Here is an 18,633-nt window from a genome sequence, read left to right on the forward strand (position 1 = left end):
CCACAATGGGCATCCTTGAGCGTCGGACACGGCAAAAAGAAGAAGTAAAAACCAGCATCTTGCAGGCAGCCTGGCAGCTTGTTCTGGAAGAAGGCTGGCAGTCGCTTTCTATCCGTAAAATAGCCGACGCCATCGAGTACAGTGTGCCCGTGATTTACAGTCACTTCGAAAATAAAGATGCCATTCTCCTCGAATTCACCAAAGACGGTTTCCGGTTACTGACCGAAGCCATCAGTCGGGAGCGCAATAGCCATCAGGAGCCCAGTCAGCAACTCGAAGCCATTGCGCAGGCATACTGGCATTTCGCTTTCGAGCATAAAGAGTACTACCAACTCATGTTTGGATTGGGTATTCCGGCCTGCGAGACGGTGAATCAGGTTGCTGAGATGAAGGAGTTTTCCGATACGCTGGTCTCCGTTATTCAGCAGGCGATCGATAGTAACCCTACCGCCAAAGTCGATGCTTTTCTGAAGTTCCACACCTATTGGTCAATCCTGCATGGGCTGGTTTCTATTCAAATGATCGACCGCAAAACAAATCCCTGGAGCCAGTTGGTGTTGAAAGATGCCATCGGTGGATTCATAAAAGCGCTGAACAGCTAATTTTTTTACCCTTGCCCCTAACGGTGTTAGTATTAATAGCGCCGTTTTCGTTTCCCGCTCAGACAGTAACACTAACTACACGAAGCAACGGTTTCATTCCAAAATCAACTTAAAAGCATAAACATGGCAACTACAAAATGGGTCGTTGACCCGATGCACTCGGAAGTGCAGTTCAAAGTAAAACACCTCGTTATTTCAACCGTGACAGGTACGTTCCGCAATTTTGAAGGAGGCGCAACAACCGAACACGACGACTTCGACGGGGCAGAAGTTCACTTTTCGCTGGATGTAAACAGCATCGACACCAATCAGGAAATGCGGGATACCCACCTTAAATCAGCCGAGTTTTTCGAGGCCGACACCTACCCGCACATCGCTTTCAAATCGACATCGTTCAAAAAAATAGAGGATGACGAATACACAGTGACCGGCGATTTGACCATGAAGGGAATTACAAAGCCCGTGACCCTGAAGGCCGACTATGGTGGGACGGCTAAAGATGCGTATGGCAATCAGAAACTCGGTTTTGAAGTAACCGGAAAAATCAATCGCAAGGAATTCGGCCTGACCTACAATGCCCTGACCGAAACTGGTGGCCTAGCGCTTGGCGAAGACATTAAACTGATTGCCAATATCCAGTTGGCACCGGCTGCTTAAATCGTTAGACAAGAAAATGGACGTAGAAATCTGGAGCGATGTGATGTGCCCCTTCTGCTACATCGGTAAGCGGAAGTTCGAGCACGCCCTGAGTCAGTTCCCGCACAAAGAGCAGGTAAACGTAGTCTGGAAAAGCTTTCAGCTAAACCCGGACATGAAGAGTGAACCGGGCAAAAACGTTACCCAACATCTGGCTGAGGTGAAAGGCTGGAGCCTGGACGAAGCCAGACGAATGAGCGACCATGTTACGGCTATGGCCCGTGAAGTTGGCCTATCGTATGACTTCGACAAAGCCGTTGTGGCCAATTCGTGGGATGCCCACCGACTTATCCAACTGGCCAAACAACATGGCCTGGGCGATGCCGCCGAGGAACGGCTGTTTCTCGCCTATTTCACCGAAGGCCGTGACACATCTGACCACGCCACGTTGCTGGAACTCGGCACCGAAATTGGCCTCGAAGCGGCGGCTGTTCAGCAGATGCTGGACAGTAATCAGTTTGCCGAGGCCGTGAATCAGGACATATATGAAGCCCAGCAAGTGGGTGCCCGGGGTGTTCCGTTCTTCGTGCTCGATCGCCGCTACGCCGTGTCGGGTGCTCAGCAACCCGACACTTTCCTAAGTGCCCTCAACACGGCCTGGTCTGACTGGTCGAAAGCTAACCCAACTGTAGCCAACGTACCTACCGATGGCCCCGCCTGTACACCTGGCGAAATCTGTTAACAACCTCATTTTTGCATACAACCATGGACTTATTAGACGCAATGAACTGGCGCTACGCTGCCAAAAAAATGAACGGCCAGAAAGTACCAGTCGAAAAACTGGATACTATTCTGGAAGCAATTCGGTTATCCGCTTCGTCGGTGGGCTTGCAGCCCTATAACATTCTGGTGATCGACAATCACGAACTAAAAGGGAAGATTCACGAGCTAGCCTGTCCACAGCCCCAAATTGTGGAAGGGTCTCACCTGCTGGTTTTTGCTTCCTGGACAAATATAGAGGCGGCTCAGATTGACGCCTACATTCAGTTTATTGCCGAAACGCGCGGTGTTCCGGCCGAATCGCTGACTCCCTTTGCTGATTCTATAAAAGGTAGTTTATTGAGCAGAACGCCCGAAGCACTGGCTGAGTGGGCGGCTCGCCAAGCGTACATTGCGTTGGGCTCCGGCCTGATTGCTGCCGCCACCGAACGGGTTGATGCCACTCCAATAGAAGGCTTCAACGCCGCTGCGCTCGACGAAATTCTGGATCTGCCCGACAAAGGGTTACACAGCATCGCTTTAATGGCACTTGGCTACCGCGATGCAGAAAAAGACTTCCTGTCGAAAGCCGTCAAGGTGCGCCGCCCCCGGAAGGAACTGTTCATCGAACTGGCCTAAACCCTGGTTCCGGGTCACATTCACTAGATTACGTTGAATCATGAGAAGCCAGTCAGACTATATCGCTAAGATATGGCCTGACTGGCTTCTCATGATTCATCTATTTAATCGACTGCCGATCAAAGTACTGCCGCATGAAAAGCAGTTGGTACGTCACTGCATTGTTCCAGTACCCCCAGTTATGGGCACCGGGGCGAGCGATGTAATCATGGGCGATGTTCCGTTCCAGCATTTTCTCGTGCAGATTATTGTTGACCCGGAAAAAGAAATCGTCGGTACCGCAGTCGATCAGGAGCGATAAAGCGCCTGGGGTGAGCAGATGCAACAGGTTAATCACCGTGTTTTGCTCCCATCGTTCGGGAAACTGGCTATACGTACCCAGCCGTTGAGCGATGGCCCAGTTGTTGGGAAACGGCCGAATATCTACACCACCACTCATGCTACCCGCCGCCCCGAAAACGGCCTGATGCCTGAACGCCAGGTACAATGCCCCATGCCCGCCCATGCTCAGACCCGTAATGGCGCGGCCAGAGCGGTTTTTGATGGTTTTGTAATGACTGTCGACCCAGTTGACCAGTTCGTCGGCCACGTAGGTTTCGTACCGGAACGAAGGGTCGGCCGGGCTGTCGAAGTACCAGCTACCGATGTTGCCATCCGGGCAAACGATGATCATCTGATACGTGTCGGCAGCCTTGCCAATGCCCGCCACTTTCTTCACCCAGTCGCTGTAGTTACCGCCATAGCCGTGTAGCAGATAAACCACGGGCAATTCCCTGCCATCGGCGTATGAATCCGGTGTAATGACCACCGCCTTGATCGTCTTGTTCATCGACGCACTGACGGTATTAACGGTATCAATCTTTGCCGCTCGAACGGGCTGGCTCAATACAAGTAAAAGAGCGGCCATTACCACAGCACGCAGGGTATTCAGGATTGACAGTTGTAACATATGCTGTTCTGTATAGGATAACCAAAAGTAATCAGTAAGCTATCAAGTTCAGCCTGCCCGGCACCAGCAGAATTGCCGGGTCAATTGAAAAACGGTAAATTCGCTGAATGACTGTCGACGCCCTCTCCCACCTGCAAACCGATCCGGTTTTAGCCCAAATTATCGCTGAAACGCCCATTCTTAAGCCCGCTGCCAGTTTTACCGACGTACCTGAGAGCGACCGGCTGTATCTGGCTCTGCTGGAGAGTATTGTCTCGCAGCAGATCTCGGTCAAAGCAGCCGATGCCATCTTTCGGCGTTTCCGCATGCTGTTCAGCGAAACAGCCGACGCCGAAGGGTACCCCTCCCCCGCGCAACTGATGCTGAAAACCACCGACGAGCTTCGGGCCGCCGGGCTGTCGTTTCAGAAAATAAAGTACCTCCAGAGCGTAGCGGAGTTTGCCCTTGCCCATCCGCTCACCATTGCGCACGTGTCTGAAATGACCGACGAAGAAGTGGTGAAGTACCTGCTGCCGATCAAAGGAGTAGGTCGGTGGACGGTTGAAATGCTGTTGATGTTTGTGCTCGACCGACCGGATGTATTTCCCGTTGATGACCTGGTTATTCGCCAGAAAATAGTGCGCGCCTATGGCCTTACCGAAACAGGCCGGCCCCTTTACAAGCGACTACAGGAAATAGCCACCCCCTGGAAACCTTACCGCACGCTCGCCTGCCGGTATCTGTGGCGATGGAAACCGTTTATTGGTTAATTGGGGATTAGTTAACTGGTAGGCTTCACGCGTCAACCAATCCACTAATCCCCAATTAACCAATTAACCAATCTATAGCTTTTTCACCTTGAAGGCTACTTTCGATTCTACCTTCAAAAGTGCCTGAATACCATCGGGGCGGATGGCGATGAGTTGAGGCACAAACTGGAAGGTCAGAATATCGAGGTCGTTTTTCTTGCCTGCTTTCGCCTTTTCAAAGGCTCCGTCGATCAGGGAAGGCAGCTTATCTATTTGTTCCCGGATAGGAAACTTCAGCGCTTTGGCCAGCGTGTCGTTCAGGCGGTCGTGCAGTAGCCAGTCGGCGGTCGAAAGCAGGCGTTCTTCGGTTTCTACGTCGAAATCGATGTTTTTGACCAGCAGCGTGTGTGTCAGTGTATCGTAGGCGGGTTGCCCCCGGAAGAAAAGCGTTCCTTTCACAGCCCCACCCACATCGGCCCGGATGATGACCGCATGCTGCCCACCGTAGACCGACGTCTTGTTGATGGTCAGCAGCCCACCAGCCAGTTCCAGCTTACGGCCTTTCAGTTGCTTTGCCAGAATACGGTTGATATCGGCATAGGAAATAAAACTCATCACCCGCAGGTCAGATACCTGTTTGACGTGTTTATCGCGCCGGATCCTGGGCAGCTTGCGGTTTAGCGCAATATTGGGCCTGGGTCCAATCAGCGTTCTGGTGTAGAAGGCGACCCGGATGGGCACGGTAATCGTGGTGGCATTGCCCGACACATCGCCCACGGCTACGCTGAAAGGCGTTGGCACCAGCCACAGAGAATCCGGCTTTTTGGCCAGTATCAGCGGTTTCTGAATGTCGAGCCAGACGGGCCGAACCTGTTTGTCGAGCCGGAGCCCTTCATAAACAGCCTGATCAATTGCCTTTTCTATCTCAGGCCGACGTTTCTGTATCACGTTTTCGGCCAGCTTTGTAAACGGAATGTTGATGCCCAATATCCGCACTTTGGGCTGCTTGATCCAGGTATGTTTGACCAGGCTTACCCGGGTCGTTAACCGCCAGTCGGAGGCGACCTGTAATGGGCTCTGGAAATCGACCGACAGAGCACACACAGCGCGTTTGGCGTGTTTATTCTTCTTCAGCCGGATCGGATTATCGAGCCAGATTTCCAGTGGGGCCGAGAACGTGACCTTGTGGTTAACGTACCTGATCCTGATTCGGCCCGTTCGGACCACCCGCATATTGAAACTGGCCCCTTTTTGCCCCTCCATCATTTGCGGACCCACTATTTCGGGCTTCAGCGAAGCATTGATCTTGTCTTCGAGGCTCTTGATCTGGAAAGTGATCGGGCCAGCCAGAAACGACCAGGCCGGTGGAATAGGCGGATCGAACCCTTCAGCACTGGGTGCTTTGGGCTTTACTTTATTGCAGGCTGTTGTCCAGCCAAGTATAAGCAGGATTAATAAAAGATATGTAGCACGTTGAGAGATCATATGGGCACCCAACGCCGAGCCACCCGCTAAGGTTTGTTTATCTTAGTGTAGGAGCGGCCTCACCCCGCCCGCCGCGCCGATGTACGGCTATCGGCCGCACAACCGCAGCCTTTCCCGCAGCCCGCCTCCCTGGCGGAGAACCGCTTATACACACGCGAGCCCAGGTAAACCAAAGCGGCCGCGAACAACACAAAAATCAGGATCGTCTGCATAGACAGGAAGTTTACTGTTCAGTGTCCTCTGTCTGCAGTCTACAGACAGAGGACACTGAACAGAAGACTGTAAACAGTAAACAGTCTTACCCCTCCCATCCGTTCCGTTGGGCGAGGCGGGCAATGTGTTGGTAGTGGTGTTCGCCATGCCAGGCGTAGAGCGCCAGCACATCGGCAACGGTATAGGTCTGCTGATTTCCGGGATGCAGGTACGTCCTGGCCAGTTGATCGGGTGATAGATCCCGCAGGCAACGTACCCAGCGTAGATGCAGGTTGGTCAACAGTGCCAGCGACGGAGCTACCGGCAAGCTGGAGTCGGCAAGTTTCGCCCATTCCTGTTCTTCATAAGGGCTAATGCGGGGGTTGTCCTCAGTGAGTGCCAGCCGGGTACGTATATAGGCATTCATGTGGCTATCGGCTACATGGTGCACCACCTGTCGCACCGTCCAACCCTCGGGACGATAGGGTACATCAAGCAGCATATCAGGCCAGGTTTCAACCAGTTCGGTTAGTTTACGTGGGTACGTGGCAATTGCGTCGAGGTTGGTTTTTAGCTGTTCTTCGGTGTAGTACTGCGGAGCAGGCATGGGGCCTATCGGGTAGCGCAGGGCATCTATTGTGGACATGGTGAGTCGGTTTTGACAAATCTAGCCTGAACTTTTCGGCAACAAAAACCTTTTTTGACGGTAGACAACAAACAGAACCGGAACCCAGACCGCTCCTGAGTTACCCGTCAACACCCCAACTAGAATGAACTGGAACAAACTGACCAATGCGTCTCAACTCGATGAGATCAAAGCCGAATCAGCAGATCAGCCTGTGCTGATTTTCAAACACAGTACCACCTGCTCGATCAGCGCGATGGCCCTAAGCCGGATGGAACGCAACTGGTCGGAGTCGGCGGGGATCAAACCGTATTACCTTGATCTTCTGGCCAACCGGCCATTATCCGGTCAGGTTGCCGACACGTTTGAGGTGAATCACCAGTCGCCCCAGGTGCTGCTGATTCAGGACGGCAAATGCGTATATGATGCCTCGCACATGAGCATTTCTTTTCAGGCATTAACACAAGCGGTTTAACCAGTCGCTTCCTGTTTTATCAAGCAGCTACGCCTTTCTGGCGTGGCTGCTTTTTTTTACCGCCTGTTCCAACATATTAAGTTAAGCACCAGTCGATAACAATCAACAAGTTATAAACTATAGTTCTCTTGAGTTAATTAACACTTATCGATACTTGCAAACTATTTTCTATTTTTAACAACCTTAACCCGTAACTTGTTAGATACCTATAGCTCAACGTTAAATGACCTCTACGCTTCTCAATGACTCAAATGTCCCCCTGCGGGCGTTGCCCAAGACGCCAACCGGCATTGCCGGTCTCGACGAAATAACGGGTGGTGGTCTTCCGAAAGGCAGGCCTACGCTCATCTGCGGTAGTGCCGGTTGTGGTAAAACGCTGTTCTCCATGGAGTTCATCGTTCGCGGCGCGCTTCAGTTTGGCGAGCCGGGTGTCTTTGTGGCGTTCGAAGAAAAAACGGAAGAATTGGCCCTGAATGTGGCCTCTCTCGGCTTTGACCTCGACCAGCTTCAGCGTGATAAACTCATCAAGCTCGATCACGTCCGGATTGAGCGCAGCGAGATTGAAGAGACCGGCGAATATGACCTTGATGGCCTCTTCATCAGGCTGGGTTACGCCATCGACAGTATCGGGGCCAAACGGGTTGTCCTCGACACCATCGAGAACCTGTTTTCCGGCCTCAACAACCAGGGTATCCTCCGGGCAGAACTCCGGCGGCTCTTCGAATGGCTGAAAGCCAAAGGCGTGACGGCCATCATCACGGGCGAGCGGGGAGAGGGTACACTCACGCGGCACGGATTGGAAGAATATGTGTCGGACTGTGTGATTCTGCTCGACCACCGCGTTGATAATCAGATATCTACCCGTTTGCTGCGCATCGTCAAATACCGGGGTACCGTACACGGCACAAACGAGTACCCGTTTTTGATCGACGAGGAAGGCATCTCTGTTTTACCGGTTACCTCCCTGACGCTGGATCACGACGTATCGGTGAGCCGCATCTCCTCAGGCATTCCGGCACTTGACAAGATGATGGACGGGAGAGGTTATTTCAGAGGCAGCAGCATACTGGTTTCTGGCACCGCCGGCACCGGAAAAACCAGTATTGCCGCCTGTTTTGTTAATGGAGCCTGTCTGAGAAATGAGCGTTGCCTCTACCTGGCCTTTGAAGAATCGCCCCAGCAGATCGTTCGCAATATGGGTTCGATTGGGCTTGATCTTCAGACCCATATAGACAACGGCCTGTTATCGTTTCATGCCTCCCGCCCTACCCTCAATGGGCTTGAGATGCACCTGATTGCCATTCACAAGCTGGTTCGGAAGTTTAATCCCAGCGTTGTGGTGCTGGACCCGATTACCAACCTGATAACGGTGGGGTCGATGAGCGACGTAAAAGCCATGCTGATCCGGCTGATCGACTTTTTACAGACGCAGCAGATTACGGTTCTCTTCACGGCCCTGACCCGCAATACCGTTTTGCAGGAACAGCCCGACGAAGGAGTGGCGTCATTGGTAGATGCCTGGCTGCTGGTGCGGGATATTGAATCGAATGGCGAGCGGAACCGGGGGATATACATCATGAAATCACGGGGCATGAAACACTCGAATCAGGTACGTGAATTTGTCATCAATGATTCTGGCATAGACCTGGTAAACGTGTATTTAGGGCCTGAGGGCGTATTGACGGGCTCGGCCCGCGAGGCCCAACAGCTACAGGCAGAAACCGGCATTGCCCTGCGCGACCATGCCGTTGGCCGTAAAGACCGTGAGATTGAGCGGAAACGATTCGTGCTGGAATCAAAAATTGCCAGCCTGAAAGAAGAGTTCGAGTCTGTTCAGGAGGAGTTAAACAAAAGTTATATTGAAGACGAACTGCGGAAAGAAATTCTCGAACGCAACCGGGAGCAACTAACCCGCAACCGACATAAAGAAGAATGAACAGTTACTGGTTATTAGTGGCTCCGCCAACCAACGTACCTGAGCGAAGCCACCAGTAACCAGTGACTGTTCATTGATCCCCCAGCGCTATGATAACAGAAGAAAAAGATACAATATGGGAATTGAGGCTTTATGTAGCCGGCAATACCCCCAAATCGAATTTAGCACTGGCTAATCTGAAGAAGTATTGCGAAGCAAACCTCAAAGACAACTACGTTATTGAAGTTATCGACCTGCTTATACATCCTCAGTTAGCCGAGGGTGACCAGATTCTCGCCGTGCCAACACTGGTGAAGAAAGTACCGGAGCCGATTCGTAAAATTATAGGAGACCTCTCCAACGAAGAGAAGGTCCTGGTAGGATTGAACATACGGCCGGCAAATAAATAACTATGGATACATCCTCAAACGAAGCCGACGGGTCGAGTGACGACAGTCAAGGCGGTAATCGTCAGGATGATGAACGTATGCCCTACCAGCTACGTCTGTTTGTTGCCGGTGCTTCGATTAATTCAATGCGCGCCATCACCAACCTGAAACTCATCTGCGAAACGTATCTGGCTGGCCAGTATTCGCTGGAGGTTATCGACGTGCATCAGCAAAAGCAATATGCTGAACAAGAACAAATTATTGCCCTGCCTTTACTCATTAAACGGTTGCCCTTACCCGAACGACGACTCATTGGCGACATGTCGGATACCCAAAAGGTACTCAGTGGGTTAGGGTTACTAGACCAATCTGTATGAAACAGGTACAGAGCTACGCCGATTTAGTAGCTGAAAATGAACGGCTGCGTCTACAGTTGGAAGAAGCCACGGATACCATCCAGGCTATTCGGACCGGCCAGGTCGATGCCCTGGTCGTTGAAGGAAGAGAAGGCCATGAACTTTACACGCTCAAAACGGCCGATCTGACCTACCGGGTCATTATTGAAACCATGAACGAGGGTGCCGTTACTCTGGGCCTGGGTGGCTTGATCGTGTACTGCAACTCCACGTTTGCCTCGCTGGTTGATAAACCACTATCGCAGGTCATCGGCCTATCCTTTTATAACTTCGTCTCACCCGATTGTCGGGCACTTTGCCAGTCGGTTTTCACAGCGGAGGCCGGCGAGAAACGCAGGGCAGAGCTAACCCTTATCAGCACTTTGGGGAATCTGGTTCCGTGCCTGCTGTCGGTGACAACCCTGGAACTGGACGAGGGTACGTCTCTTTCGGTTATCGTTACCGATTTGACCGTTCAGAAAGAGACGCAACAACTGCTGCGGCAGAACAATGATCGGCTCGAAAAATCGAACATGGCGCTGGAAGTCAGCAACAACGCCCTGAACCTGTCTAACGATAATTTACAGCAGTTTGCCTACGTAGCAAGCCACGATTTGCAGGAGCCGTTGCGCAAGATCCAATCGTTTGGCGATTTGTTAAGGACAAACTATGGCCCCGAACTGGGCGAACAGGGCCTGGATATGATTGGCCGGATGGGCTCGGCGGCTACCCGCATGTCGCTACTCATTAAAGACTTGCTCAACTACTCACGTCTGACTACGGAGCAGGCGCCATTCGAGTCGGTCAATCTGTATGCACTGCTGGTAGACACGCTCGATGACTTGTCTGTAGCGATCGATGAGTCGGGGGCCGTGATTGATTATGAGAACCTGCCCGTTGTGGATGGCGACCCGGCTCAACTTCAGCAGTTGTTTCTCAACCTGTTATCAAACGCGCTCAAATTCCGTCGGCCCAACACAACCCCTCACATCCAATTATCTGCCCGCCAGGTATTGTCGGCAGATATACCCGTTTCGGCGTTGTCTGTTCCGATTGACAATGCTCAAAGCCGGGCATTTCACGAGATTTCAGTAGCTGATAATGGCATCGGTTTCGACGAAAAGTATGTCGACCGTATCTTTCAGGTGTTTCAGCGGCTTCATGGAAAAACGCATTATCCTGGTAGTGGCGTAGGATTAGCCATCGCCCGTAAGGTCGTTTTCAACCATCGTGGTGGCCTTACCGCGTACAGTAAGCCCGGCGAAGGGGCAACATTCATTATCTATCTTCCCGCGTAGGAAAGAAATTACAGCCTCTTGCTGAATCAGGCGCAGTACTCTTTAGATGTAAGAGTTACACCGCCTGCGTATAGCTATACCCTTTAGTTACTAGATATACAACTTATCATATTTATAATATAGCTCGTAGCAGGTAACGTTTACATCCGTTTCTAGCAGGATGATCTAGTATAAACCCTAGCAAGTTGCTGAGCGAATACCCTATGTATACTACTCATTTTACGTATTAAGCTATGAGTAAATAGTTGGAATTACCGGTTTATAGGGTGCTAGTTATAATTTTATCTAGTTTTAATTCTATTAAAAAAAGTAACCTGAACCAACTCTACTTCCCCTATTATGAACAACTCTTTACTCCGTAGAACGGGCGTAATGGCGGCTTTGCTGTTGCTGTGCGCCCTGGCACTATGGCCTGATCCTGTCAATGCGCAGGATCGGCGCGTTACCGGAAAAGTCATATCCGGTAAAGACCAGCAAGGCATTCCAGGCGTAACGATCCTGGTCAGGAATACCCAGTTAGGTACCACCACCGACGCTGACGGCAGTTTTGTTTTGACTGTGCCACCCAATGCCGTATTGGTATTCAGTGCGATTGGTTTTGCCGGGAATACCGTGACGGTTGGGAACCAGACGCAACTGAACGTGACTCTTCAGGAAGCAGACCAGAATTTGAGTGAAGTGGTAGTAACCGCCCTTGGCATCAAGAAAGAGGCTAAAACGCTTGGCTACGCTACCGCCACCGTTAATCCGGAGCAGATCACAACCAACCGGACGGTGAACTTCGTGAATGCATTGCAGGGAAAAATCGCGGGCGTAAACATCACCAGCCTCGGTACGGGCGCAGCAGGCACCGCCAAAATCCGGATTCGGGGTCAATCATCCTTCTCAGGCCAGAACAATCCGCTGATCGTGATCAATGGTGTACCAGTCGACAATACCAACTTTGGCCAGAACAATGGTAACGCGGGCGGCGACAATTCGGTCAGTAACCGCGACCGGAACTACTCGGATGGTGGCGATGGTCTGTCGAGTCTGAACCCGGATGATATCGAAGGAATGACCGTGCTGAAAGGCGGCACGGCAGCGGCACTCTACGGCTCACGGGCAAAAGATGGTGCCATCCTGATTACGACAAAAACCAGAGGTGCTTCGGGTGGCATTGGCGTGGTGTATAACACGAACTTTACTACCGATCACCCATTAGACTACACGGATTACCAGTACGAGTATGGTCAGGGCGAATATGGCGTTAAACCATCGGCTGCCAACCCAACGTCGGGCGTCTGGAGCTTCGGCGAAAAATTCACGCCGGGTGCCACGCAGGTGTTGTTTGGCGGCATTACGGTGCCGTATCAACCGGTTCGTAACCGCATCAACACGTTTTACCGTGATGGCAGCACCTGGACGAATTCGATTTCGCTTTCGTCAGGCAATGAAAAAGGCGGCTTCAACCTGTCGCTCTCCAATCTGGACAACAAAGGCATTACGCCCAACAACACCTTTAATCGCCGGACTATCAACCTGGGTTTCAGCTACAACCTATCGCCCAGGCTGACGATCTCAGGTACGTTGAACTACTCGAACGAGCTGAACAAGAACCCGCCGCAGATTGCCCAGCAGGACAACAGTACGCCAACGGTGGTGTATACCCTGGCCAACTCGATGCCGTTCGATGTGCTGGAAGCCAACCAGATCAATCCGGCTACGGGCAACGAGTTTGTGTACTCCCGGTTTATGAACCGCACCAACCCGTACTTTGTCATGAACTATAAGTTCGAGAACATCCTGCGCGACCGGCTTCTCGGCAACATCACGGCGCGCTATAACCTCACCGACTGGCTGTATGTGCAGGGCCGCGTTGGGCAGGATTTCTGGGCACGTGATCAGGACTACAACTTTCCAACGGGTCAGGCATCACTGGCAGCGGCACCAGTTGGTTTCGTAAACGGGGCGTATGTGCAGGAGGCCCGTCGCTTCCGCGAATTGAACAGCGACGTGCTGATTGGCGCTAACCGCCGGTTCGGCAAAATAGGCGTCAACATCACGGCGGGTGGTAACCAACTGTACCGTCGCAGCGACCTGAACAGCGTGCTGGCCACCGACTTCGTTGTTCGGGGCCTGTATGTGCCGCAGAACGGCCGGGTAAAAGATCCGCTGTATAATCTCAGCGAACGGCGGGTTAACTCAGTCTATGGCGCGGCCGAATTCTCGTACAATGACTTCCTGTACCTGAATGTAACGGCCCGCAATGACTGGTTTTCGACGCTGGCACCGGCCAACCGCAGCATTCTGTACCCCTCGGCAACCGCTAGTTTTGTGTTTTCACAGGCGTTCGGCAACATGCCTAGCTGGTTGAATTTTGGTAAGTTACGGGCGGCCTACGCGCAGGTCGGCAGCGATGGCGATGTGAACCCTTACTCGAACAACCTGTTCTATGCGGTTAACGCCAACCTGTTTCCAAACCCGCAGGGATCTGGACAGCCAGTCGGCAACATCACCTCCAACACGGTGCCCAGCGCCACGCTGAAGCCAAGCCGCACGGCCGAAGCCGAAGTAGGTCTTGAACTGAAGATGTTCAACAACCGCGTTGGCCTTGACCTCACCTACTACAATAAAGTTACCAGCGACCAGATCGTGTCTGCGCAGGCGTCTGACGCATCCGGCTACACCAATACGCTGATTAACAACGGAGAAAGCCGCAACCGGGGTATCGAACTGTTGCTGAACCTCGCGCCGGTACGTACCCGCAACTTCTCGTGGGATATTACGCTGAACGGGTCGTATAACGAGACAAAACTGCTGAAACTGCTGACCGACGACGATGGATCGCCCGAAAAAGATTACAACAAAGACAAACTCCCCGAAGCCATCGTAGTAGGAACGGGCGTGTTTGTGGGCGAACTCCGGCAGGTAGTTGGTCAGCCGCTGGGTCAGTTGTACACCTATGGCTATCAGCGTAATGCGTCCGGCCAGATCATTCACGGTGGCGATGGCTTACCTCTGCGCACGGCAACGCCCATTTCGTTTGGGTCGGCCCTGCCTAAGTACGTGGGCGGTATCACCAATTCGTTCAATTACAAGGGCATTTCCCTCTCGGTTCTGATCGACTTCAAACTGGGCGGCAAAATGATGTCGGGCACCAACCTCAACCTGTTCCGTCATGGCCTACAGATGGAAACGCTGGTTGGCCGGGGCGATGCCGACAACAAGATGGTGGGTGCTGGTGTGAACGAAAAAGGCGAACCCAACACGGTACGCGCCTTTGTGCAGGACTACTACTCGGTGGGCCGCTCGAAAAGTTTGGGCGAACAGGTCATGTATGACGCTGGCTTCTGGAAACTCCGCCAAATCTCACTGGGCTACGACTTCACCAAAATGCTGCCCAAAAGCCTGTTCATCAAAGGCATTCGCCTGAGCGCGGTGGCCAACAACGTGGCCGTTCTGAAAAAATGGGTACCCAACATCGACCCCGAGCAGTTCGGTTTCAGCTCCGACAACCTCGTTGGCCTCGAAGCAACGGGCATTCCAATCAGCCGCAGCGTTGGGTTCAACCTCAATGTTAAGTTTTAACGACGACCTTCCCATGAAAAAAATAACTAGTCTCCTCATCCTGGCCGCCCTGTTTGTGGGCATCAGTAGCTGCGATAAAGGATTTGATGAACTGAACGTTAACCCAACCGCCGTTACGTCGCTCAACCCGGTGTTCACGTTCAACAACGCCATTATCAGTACGGCCTTTCCGGCTTCGAGCCTCATATTTGAGCATCCGATTGTCCAGCAGATGTACTCACCAAACTCAGGTGTACTGGCAGGCGGTAACTTCAACGTCGACAATCGGGGGTCGGCCGGTCCCAACGCCGCCCTATGGCAGGGATACTTCCGCAATAACATCCGCTACCTGGTTGATGTGCTGAACCAGACCAAAAACGACGCCAACCGGAGTAACCTGTATAATATGGTCCGTATCTGGAAAGCGTACTCGTTTATGGTGCTCACCGATTCGTATGGCGATATTCCGTACACGGAAGCGGGGCTAGGCTACATCGGCGGCAATACGGCTCCGAAATACGATACGCAGGAGAGCATTTACAACGACCTTATCAAAGAGCTGACCGAAGCTTCGGCAGCGCTCGATGCGGCCAAACCAACCGAAGCTGGTGAAGTAGCTTATGGCGGCAATATTCCCCGCTGGAAACGGTTTGGCTACTCGCTGATGCTACGCGTAGGCATGCGGCTCTCGAAAGTAAACCCAACCCTAGCCCAGTCGACGGTTCAGAAAGCAGTAGCGGGTGGTGTCTTTCAGTCCAACGCCGACAATGCCGTTGTGCGTAACGATGCCAACTACCAGAATCCGGTTGGCGTAACGCTCAACTCGACCGAAGCGGCCAACTACTACCTCACCGGCTATTTTGTCGATTACCTGAAAGCGACCGCTGATCCCCGGCTCGCTTCGATTGCGGTGCGTTATGTAGGCGCCAAAAGCGGTCCGGAGCAGGTAGCCGCCCGAATCGATCGCACACCGTCCATACAGATTGGCATGCCGCTGGGCTACGATAATGGTAGCATTCCAGCGCGCGCTGCCGCCGATAAGCTGGCCAGTTTCTACGACTACAGCCAGTTGGATCGCACACGTATGGGTAAACTGACGGCACCAACGTACCTGGTTACCTACGCGCAAACGCAACTGTTGCTGGCTGAGGCAGCCGTTCGCGGCTGGACAACGGGCAACGCCGCCGACTATTACAATGCCGGTGTACGAGCGCACATGCAGCAGTTAGGCGACTATGACGCAACCTCACTGGTTTCGGATGCCAATATTGCCACGTACCTGACAGCCAACCCGTATGTAGCAACCAAAGGGCTTGAGCTAATCAACACGCAGTACTGGGTGGCTTCGTTCCTGAACGGCCCCGAAGTGTTTGCTAATTTCCGGCGGAGCGGTTTCCCTAAGCTGACGCCCAATCCCTATCCGGGCAAGGAGATAAAAGGCAACTTCATTAACCGCCTGACGTACCCAGACCTGGAGATTTCGGTAAACAAAGCTAAAGTCGATGAAGCCATCGCCCGCCAGGGTGCCGATAACCTCGACACCCGTGTGTGGTGGGATAAACAGTAGATTCTCCATCCTTCGTTGATTACAGAAAACCCCGCTTAGCTAAGCGGGGTTTTCTGTTTTTACTGATCATAAGTAAGTAACCACGCAGAATTAGGCCAATGTATTCTCGGTTTTACCCCCAATCCCCTTCAGGAGGTTGGGGGTAAAACCGAGAATCGCGACAGCATAACAGTGACAAACAACTAGCCGCCGAAATGCAGTTTCATTCCTTCATGCGAATCCACGAAGCCTAACGACTCATAGAATCGTTTGGCCTCAGGCCGTTTTTTATCCGTTGTGAGTTGAAGCAGGTGAGCCCCCTTAGCCCTGGCTCGGTCAATCGCATACGCAAAAATTGACCCGCCTATTCCCATGCCCCGATAGTCATTCTTCACCCGTACCGCCTCAATTTGTGCCCGCATTCCACCCAGGTACGTTAGGTACTGAATAAAACTGAGTTGAAAAGTAGCCACAATTTCCCCATTCAGTTCGACCACAGTCAACTCCTGATTCGGGTCGGCGGCAATGATCTCGAACGCCCGCAGGTACGTTGCCGACAGTGGTAACTCAATCGTTTCCCGCGTGGCTCCCAGTGCATCATCAGCTAACAGACCGACAATCGCGATCAGGTCTGATTTGGTGGCAAGTCGGTAACTAAGTTCCATAGTTTATCGGCGTTAGGTGGCCTGTTTCCAGTCGTCAGTAAAGATGTAGGCCATTGCCAAAAGAAAGATAACAAATAGCCCCCCGGTCAGCTTAGATTTTTTTGAATATGCACACGCCAGGTACGTCCTGACTTCGTGCGTAACCGCCTTTTTGACGGAATCAACAAAACACCCGATGTTATGGCAGACCAGGACACGTACCTCATTGACGGCTCGAATCGGCGATGGTTTTTAAAACAATCATCGGCGTTGACGGGCTTCTTTCTCATGCCGCCCTTACTGGCAAAATCAGCTCAACCCGAACCGCCTATGGATGCGTCAGCAAACAAACGGTCGATTACGCTAAAAATCAATCGGAAAACATACAAACTCGATGTCGAACCCCGGGAAACCCTGCTCGACCTCATGCGCGAACGCCTCGACCTGACAGGCACCAAAAAGGGGTGCGATCATGGGCAGTGTGGGGCTTGTACGGTCCATGTCGACGGTCGCCAGGCCAACGCCTGTCTGATGCTGGCCGTCATGCATCAGAATCAGGAAATCACGACCATTGAGGGGTTAGCACCATCGAAAAGTCAGTTGCATCCTCTCCAGGCCGCTTTTGTAAAGCACGACGGCTACCAGTGCGGCTTTTGTACACCGGGACAGATCATGTCGGGCGTAGCCGTTCTCAGGCAGGGTCATGCAGGTTCAGTCGACGAAATAAGGGAGTGGATGAGTGGTAATATTTGCCGTTGCGGTGCCTACAGTGGTATTGTCGACGCCATTGAGTCGGTTCAGAAAGAAGGGAAAACCGTATGAAAGCATTTGATTATGTACAGGCCAATCAGCCTGCCGACGCGCTCCGCCTGATCGGATCCGCGCCCTCATCACGCTTCATTGCGGGTGGCACCAACCTGGTCGACTTAATGAAATACGAGGTCGAAAACCCAGATACATTGGTCGATATCAGCCGGTTACCGATGACTCAGATTGAGAAAACGGCCACTGGCGTTCGCATCGGCGCGCTAGCCCGTAACAGCGATGTAGCGGCCAATGCGTTGATCAAAAGCCAGTTTCCACTTCTGTCAGACGCGTTGCTGGCTGGCGCCTCGCCGCAGTTGCGCAACATGGCAACTATGGGCGGCAACCTGTTGCAACGTACCCGCTGCTATTACTTCTACGATACCAGCCAGCCCTGCAACAAGCGTGCGCCCGGCTCGGGCTGCGGTGCCATTGGTGGCTACAACCGGATTCACGCCATTCTGGGCGCCAGTCCACAATGCATCGCCACGAACCCCAGTGATATGAACGTGGCCCTGAGCGCGCTCGATGCCGTGGTACAGATCAGTGGCCCCAACGGTAATCGGTCGGTTCCGGTCATCGATTTTCACCGGCTTCCCGGCGAGGTTCCACAAAAAGACACGATCCTGGAACCCAACGAGTTGATTGTTGCTGTTGACGTACCTACGCCGAAAAATGCGGGCAAATCGCACTATCTGAAAGTGCGCGACCGGGCCTCGTACGCCTTTGCCATCGTCTCGGTAGCCGCCCGGCTGGCGGTTGAAGGCGGCGTCATCCGCGAAGCCAGACTGGCTCTTGGCGGTGTGGCCCATAAACCCTGGCGCATCGTTGACGTAGAGAATCAGCTAGTTGGCAAACCGGCGAATGACGCCACGTTTCAGGCTGCCGCGAAACAATTGCTGGCTGGTGCGCAACCCCACGAGCACAACGCGTTCAAAATCAAATTAGCCCAATCAACTATCGTCAGAGCGTTGCAGACGGTGGCGTGATTGATTGGTTGATT

At 52.6% G+C, this 18,633-nt stretch carries 19 protein-coding genes; 14 read left to right on the forward strand and 5 right to left on the reverse strand.

From position 1 onward, the window contains the following. Nucleotides 1-5 precede the first annotated feature (5 nt). The 4 genes from ACFE8Q_RS07085 (at nt 6) to ACFE8Q_RS07100 (ending at nt 2,636) form a co-directional block, all read left to right on the forward strand. Nucleotides 6-602, forward strand: a complete 597-nt coding sequence (locus ACFE8Q_RS07085) for a TetR/AcrR family transcriptional regulator (protein ID WP_375444672.1) — start codon at nt 6-8, stop codon at nt 600-602. A gap of 123 nt (nt 603-725) precedes the next feature. Further along, nucleotides 726-1,259 (forward strand): YceI family protein, encoded by a 534-nt coding sequence (locus tag ACFE8Q_RS07090; RefSeq protein ID WP_375444673.1) that lies wholly within the window; start codon nt 726-728, stop codon nt 1,257-1,259. Nucleotides 1,260-1,275: 16 nt separating this feature from the next. Further along, the gene (locus ACFE8Q_RS07095) at nt 1,276-1,980 is read left to right on the forward strand and encodes a DsbA family oxidoreductase (protein ID WP_375444674.1); all 705 of its coding nucleotides are present in this window, start codon (nt 1,276-1,278) and stop codon (nt 1,978-1,980) included. A gap of 23 nt (nt 1,981-2,003) precedes the next feature. After that, on the forward strand, nt 2,004-2,636 hold the full coding sequence (locus tag ACFE8Q_RS07100) for an NAD(P)H-dependent oxidoreductase (protein ID WP_375444675.1): 633 nt from the start codon (nt 2,004-2,006) through the stop codon (nt 2,634-2,636). A 100-nt stretch (nt 2,637-2,736) separates the two neighbouring features. Here ACFE8Q_RS07100 and ACFE8Q_RS07105 read toward each other — a convergent pair whose 3' ends face one another. Beyond that, complete coding sequence (locus ACFE8Q_RS07105; protein ID WP_375445145.1) at nt 2,737-3,543, reverse strand: alpha/beta hydrolase; 807 nt, start codon at nt 3,541-3,543, stop codon at nt 2,737-2,739. A 149-nt stretch (nt 3,544-3,692) separates the two neighbouring features. Between ACFE8Q_RS07105 and ACFE8Q_RS07110 the strand changes: the two genes are divergently transcribed. After that, entirely contained in the window at nt 3,693-4,334 is a 642-nt protein-coding gene (locus ACFE8Q_RS07110; protein ID WP_375444676.1) for a DNA-3-methyladenine glycosylase family protein, read from the forward strand. A 72-nt stretch (nt 4,335-4,406) separates the two neighbouring features. Here ACFE8Q_RS07110 and ACFE8Q_RS07115 read toward each other — a convergent pair whose 3' ends face one another. The 3 genes from ACFE8Q_RS07115 to ACFE8Q_RS07125 form a co-directional block, all read right to left on the reverse strand. Beyond that, nucleotides 4,407-5,798: a DUF4403 family protein gene (locus ACFE8Q_RS07115; RefSeq protein WP_375444677.1), complete on the reverse strand. Its 1,392-nt coding sequence runs from the start codon at nt 5,796-5,798 to the stop codon at nt 4,407-4,409. 59 nt (nt 5,799-5,857) lie between these two features. Continuing rightward, the gene (locus tag ACFE8Q_RS07120) at nt 5,858-6,010 is read right to left on the reverse strand and encodes a FeoB-associated Cys-rich membrane protein (protein WP_375444678.1); all 153 of its coding nucleotides are present in this window, start codon (nt 6,008-6,010) and stop codon (nt 5,858-5,860) included. Nucleotides 6,011-6,096: 86 nt separating this feature from the next. Then, nucleotides 6,097-6,636: a YfiT family bacillithiol transferase gene (locus tag ACFE8Q_RS07125; RefSeq protein ID WP_375444679.1), complete on the reverse strand. Its 540-nt coding sequence runs from the start codon at nt 6,634-6,636 to the stop codon at nt 6,097-6,099. Between the two features lie 124 nt (nt 6,637-6,760). Here ACFE8Q_RS07125 and ytxJ point away from each other — a divergent pair, with 124 nt between their 5' ends. The 7 genes from ytxJ (at nt 6,761) to ACFE8Q_RS07160 (ending at nt 16,203) form a co-directional block, all read left to right on the forward strand. Then, entirely contained in the window at nt 6,761-7,090 is a 330-nt protein-coding gene (ytxJ, locus tag ACFE8Q_RS07130; protein ID WP_375444680.1) for a bacillithiol system redox-active protein YtxJ, read from the forward strand. Nucleotides 7,091-7,313: 223 nt separating this feature from the next. Next, nucleotides 7,314-9,026 (forward strand): circadian clock protein KaiC, encoded by a 1,713-nt coding sequence (kaiC, locus tag ACFE8Q_RS07135; protein ID WP_375444681.1) that lies wholly within the window; start codon nt 7,314-7,316, stop codon nt 9,024-9,026. Nucleotides 9,027-9,115: 89 nt separating this feature from the next. Then, complete coding sequence (locus tag ACFE8Q_RS07140; RefSeq protein ID WP_375444682.1) at nt 9,116-9,415, forward strand: circadian clock KaiB family protein; 300 nt, start codon at nt 9,116-9,118, stop codon at nt 9,413-9,415. A gap of 2 nt (nt 9,416-9,417) precedes the next feature. Next, nucleotides 9,418-9,771 carry a circadian clock KaiB family protein gene (locus tag ACFE8Q_RS07145; protein ID WP_375444683.1) on the forward strand — a complete coding sequence of 118 codons (354 nt, stop codon included), beginning with the start codon at nt 9,418-9,420 and terminating at the stop codon, nt 9,769-9,771. Continuing rightward, on the forward strand, nt 9,768-11,087 hold the full coding sequence (locus ACFE8Q_RS07150; protein WP_375444684.1) for an ATP-binding protein: 1,320 nt from the start codon (nt 9,768-9,770) through the stop codon (nt 11,085-11,087). The genes ACFE8Q_RS07145 and ACFE8Q_RS07150 overlap by 4 nt, the downstream gene beginning before the upstream one ends. A gap of 372 nt (nt 11,088-11,459) precedes the next feature. Further along, a complete protein-coding gene (locus tag ACFE8Q_RS07155) occupies nt 11,460-14,657 on the forward strand; it encodes a SusC/RagA family TonB-linked outer membrane protein (RefSeq protein ID WP_375445146.1) in 3,198 nt (1,065 codons plus the stop codon). A 13-nt stretch (nt 14,658-14,670) separates the two neighbouring features. Continuing rightward, complete coding sequence (locus ACFE8Q_RS07160; RefSeq protein WP_375444685.1) at nt 14,671-16,203, forward strand: SusD/RagB family nutrient-binding outer membrane lipoprotein; 1,533 nt, start codon at nt 14,671-14,673, stop codon at nt 16,201-16,203. A 182-nt stretch (nt 16,204-16,385) separates the two neighbouring features. Here the strand turns inward: ACFE8Q_RS07160 and ACFE8Q_RS07165 are convergent, their stop codons facing one another. After that, on the reverse strand, nt 16,386-16,847 hold the full coding sequence (locus ACFE8Q_RS07165) for a GNAT family N-acetyltransferase (protein ID WP_375444686.1): 462 nt from the start codon (nt 16,845-16,847) through the stop codon (nt 16,386-16,388). Between the two features lie 180 nt (nt 16,848-17,027). Between ACFE8Q_RS07165 and ACFE8Q_RS07170 the strand changes: the two genes are divergently transcribed. Together ACFE8Q_RS07170 and ACFE8Q_RS07175 are read left to right on the forward strand one after the other, a co-directional pair. Then, entirely contained in the window at nt 17,028-17,648 is a 621-nt protein-coding gene (locus tag ACFE8Q_RS07170; RefSeq protein ID WP_375444687.1) for a (2Fe-2S)-binding protein, read from the forward strand. Next, nucleotides 17,645-18,619, forward strand: a complete 975-nt coding sequence (locus ACFE8Q_RS07175; RefSeq protein ID WP_375444688.1) for an FAD binding domain-containing protein — start codon at nt 17,645-17,647, stop codon at nt 18,617-18,619. The genes ACFE8Q_RS07170 and ACFE8Q_RS07175 overlap by 4 nt, the downstream gene beginning before the upstream one ends. Nucleotides 18,620-18,633: the final 14 nt, after the last annotated feature.

It is taken from the genome of uncultured Fibrella sp. (genome assembly GCF_964250085.1).
Lineage (GTDB): Bacteria > Bacteroidota > Bacteroidia > Cytophagales > Spirosomataceae > Fibrella.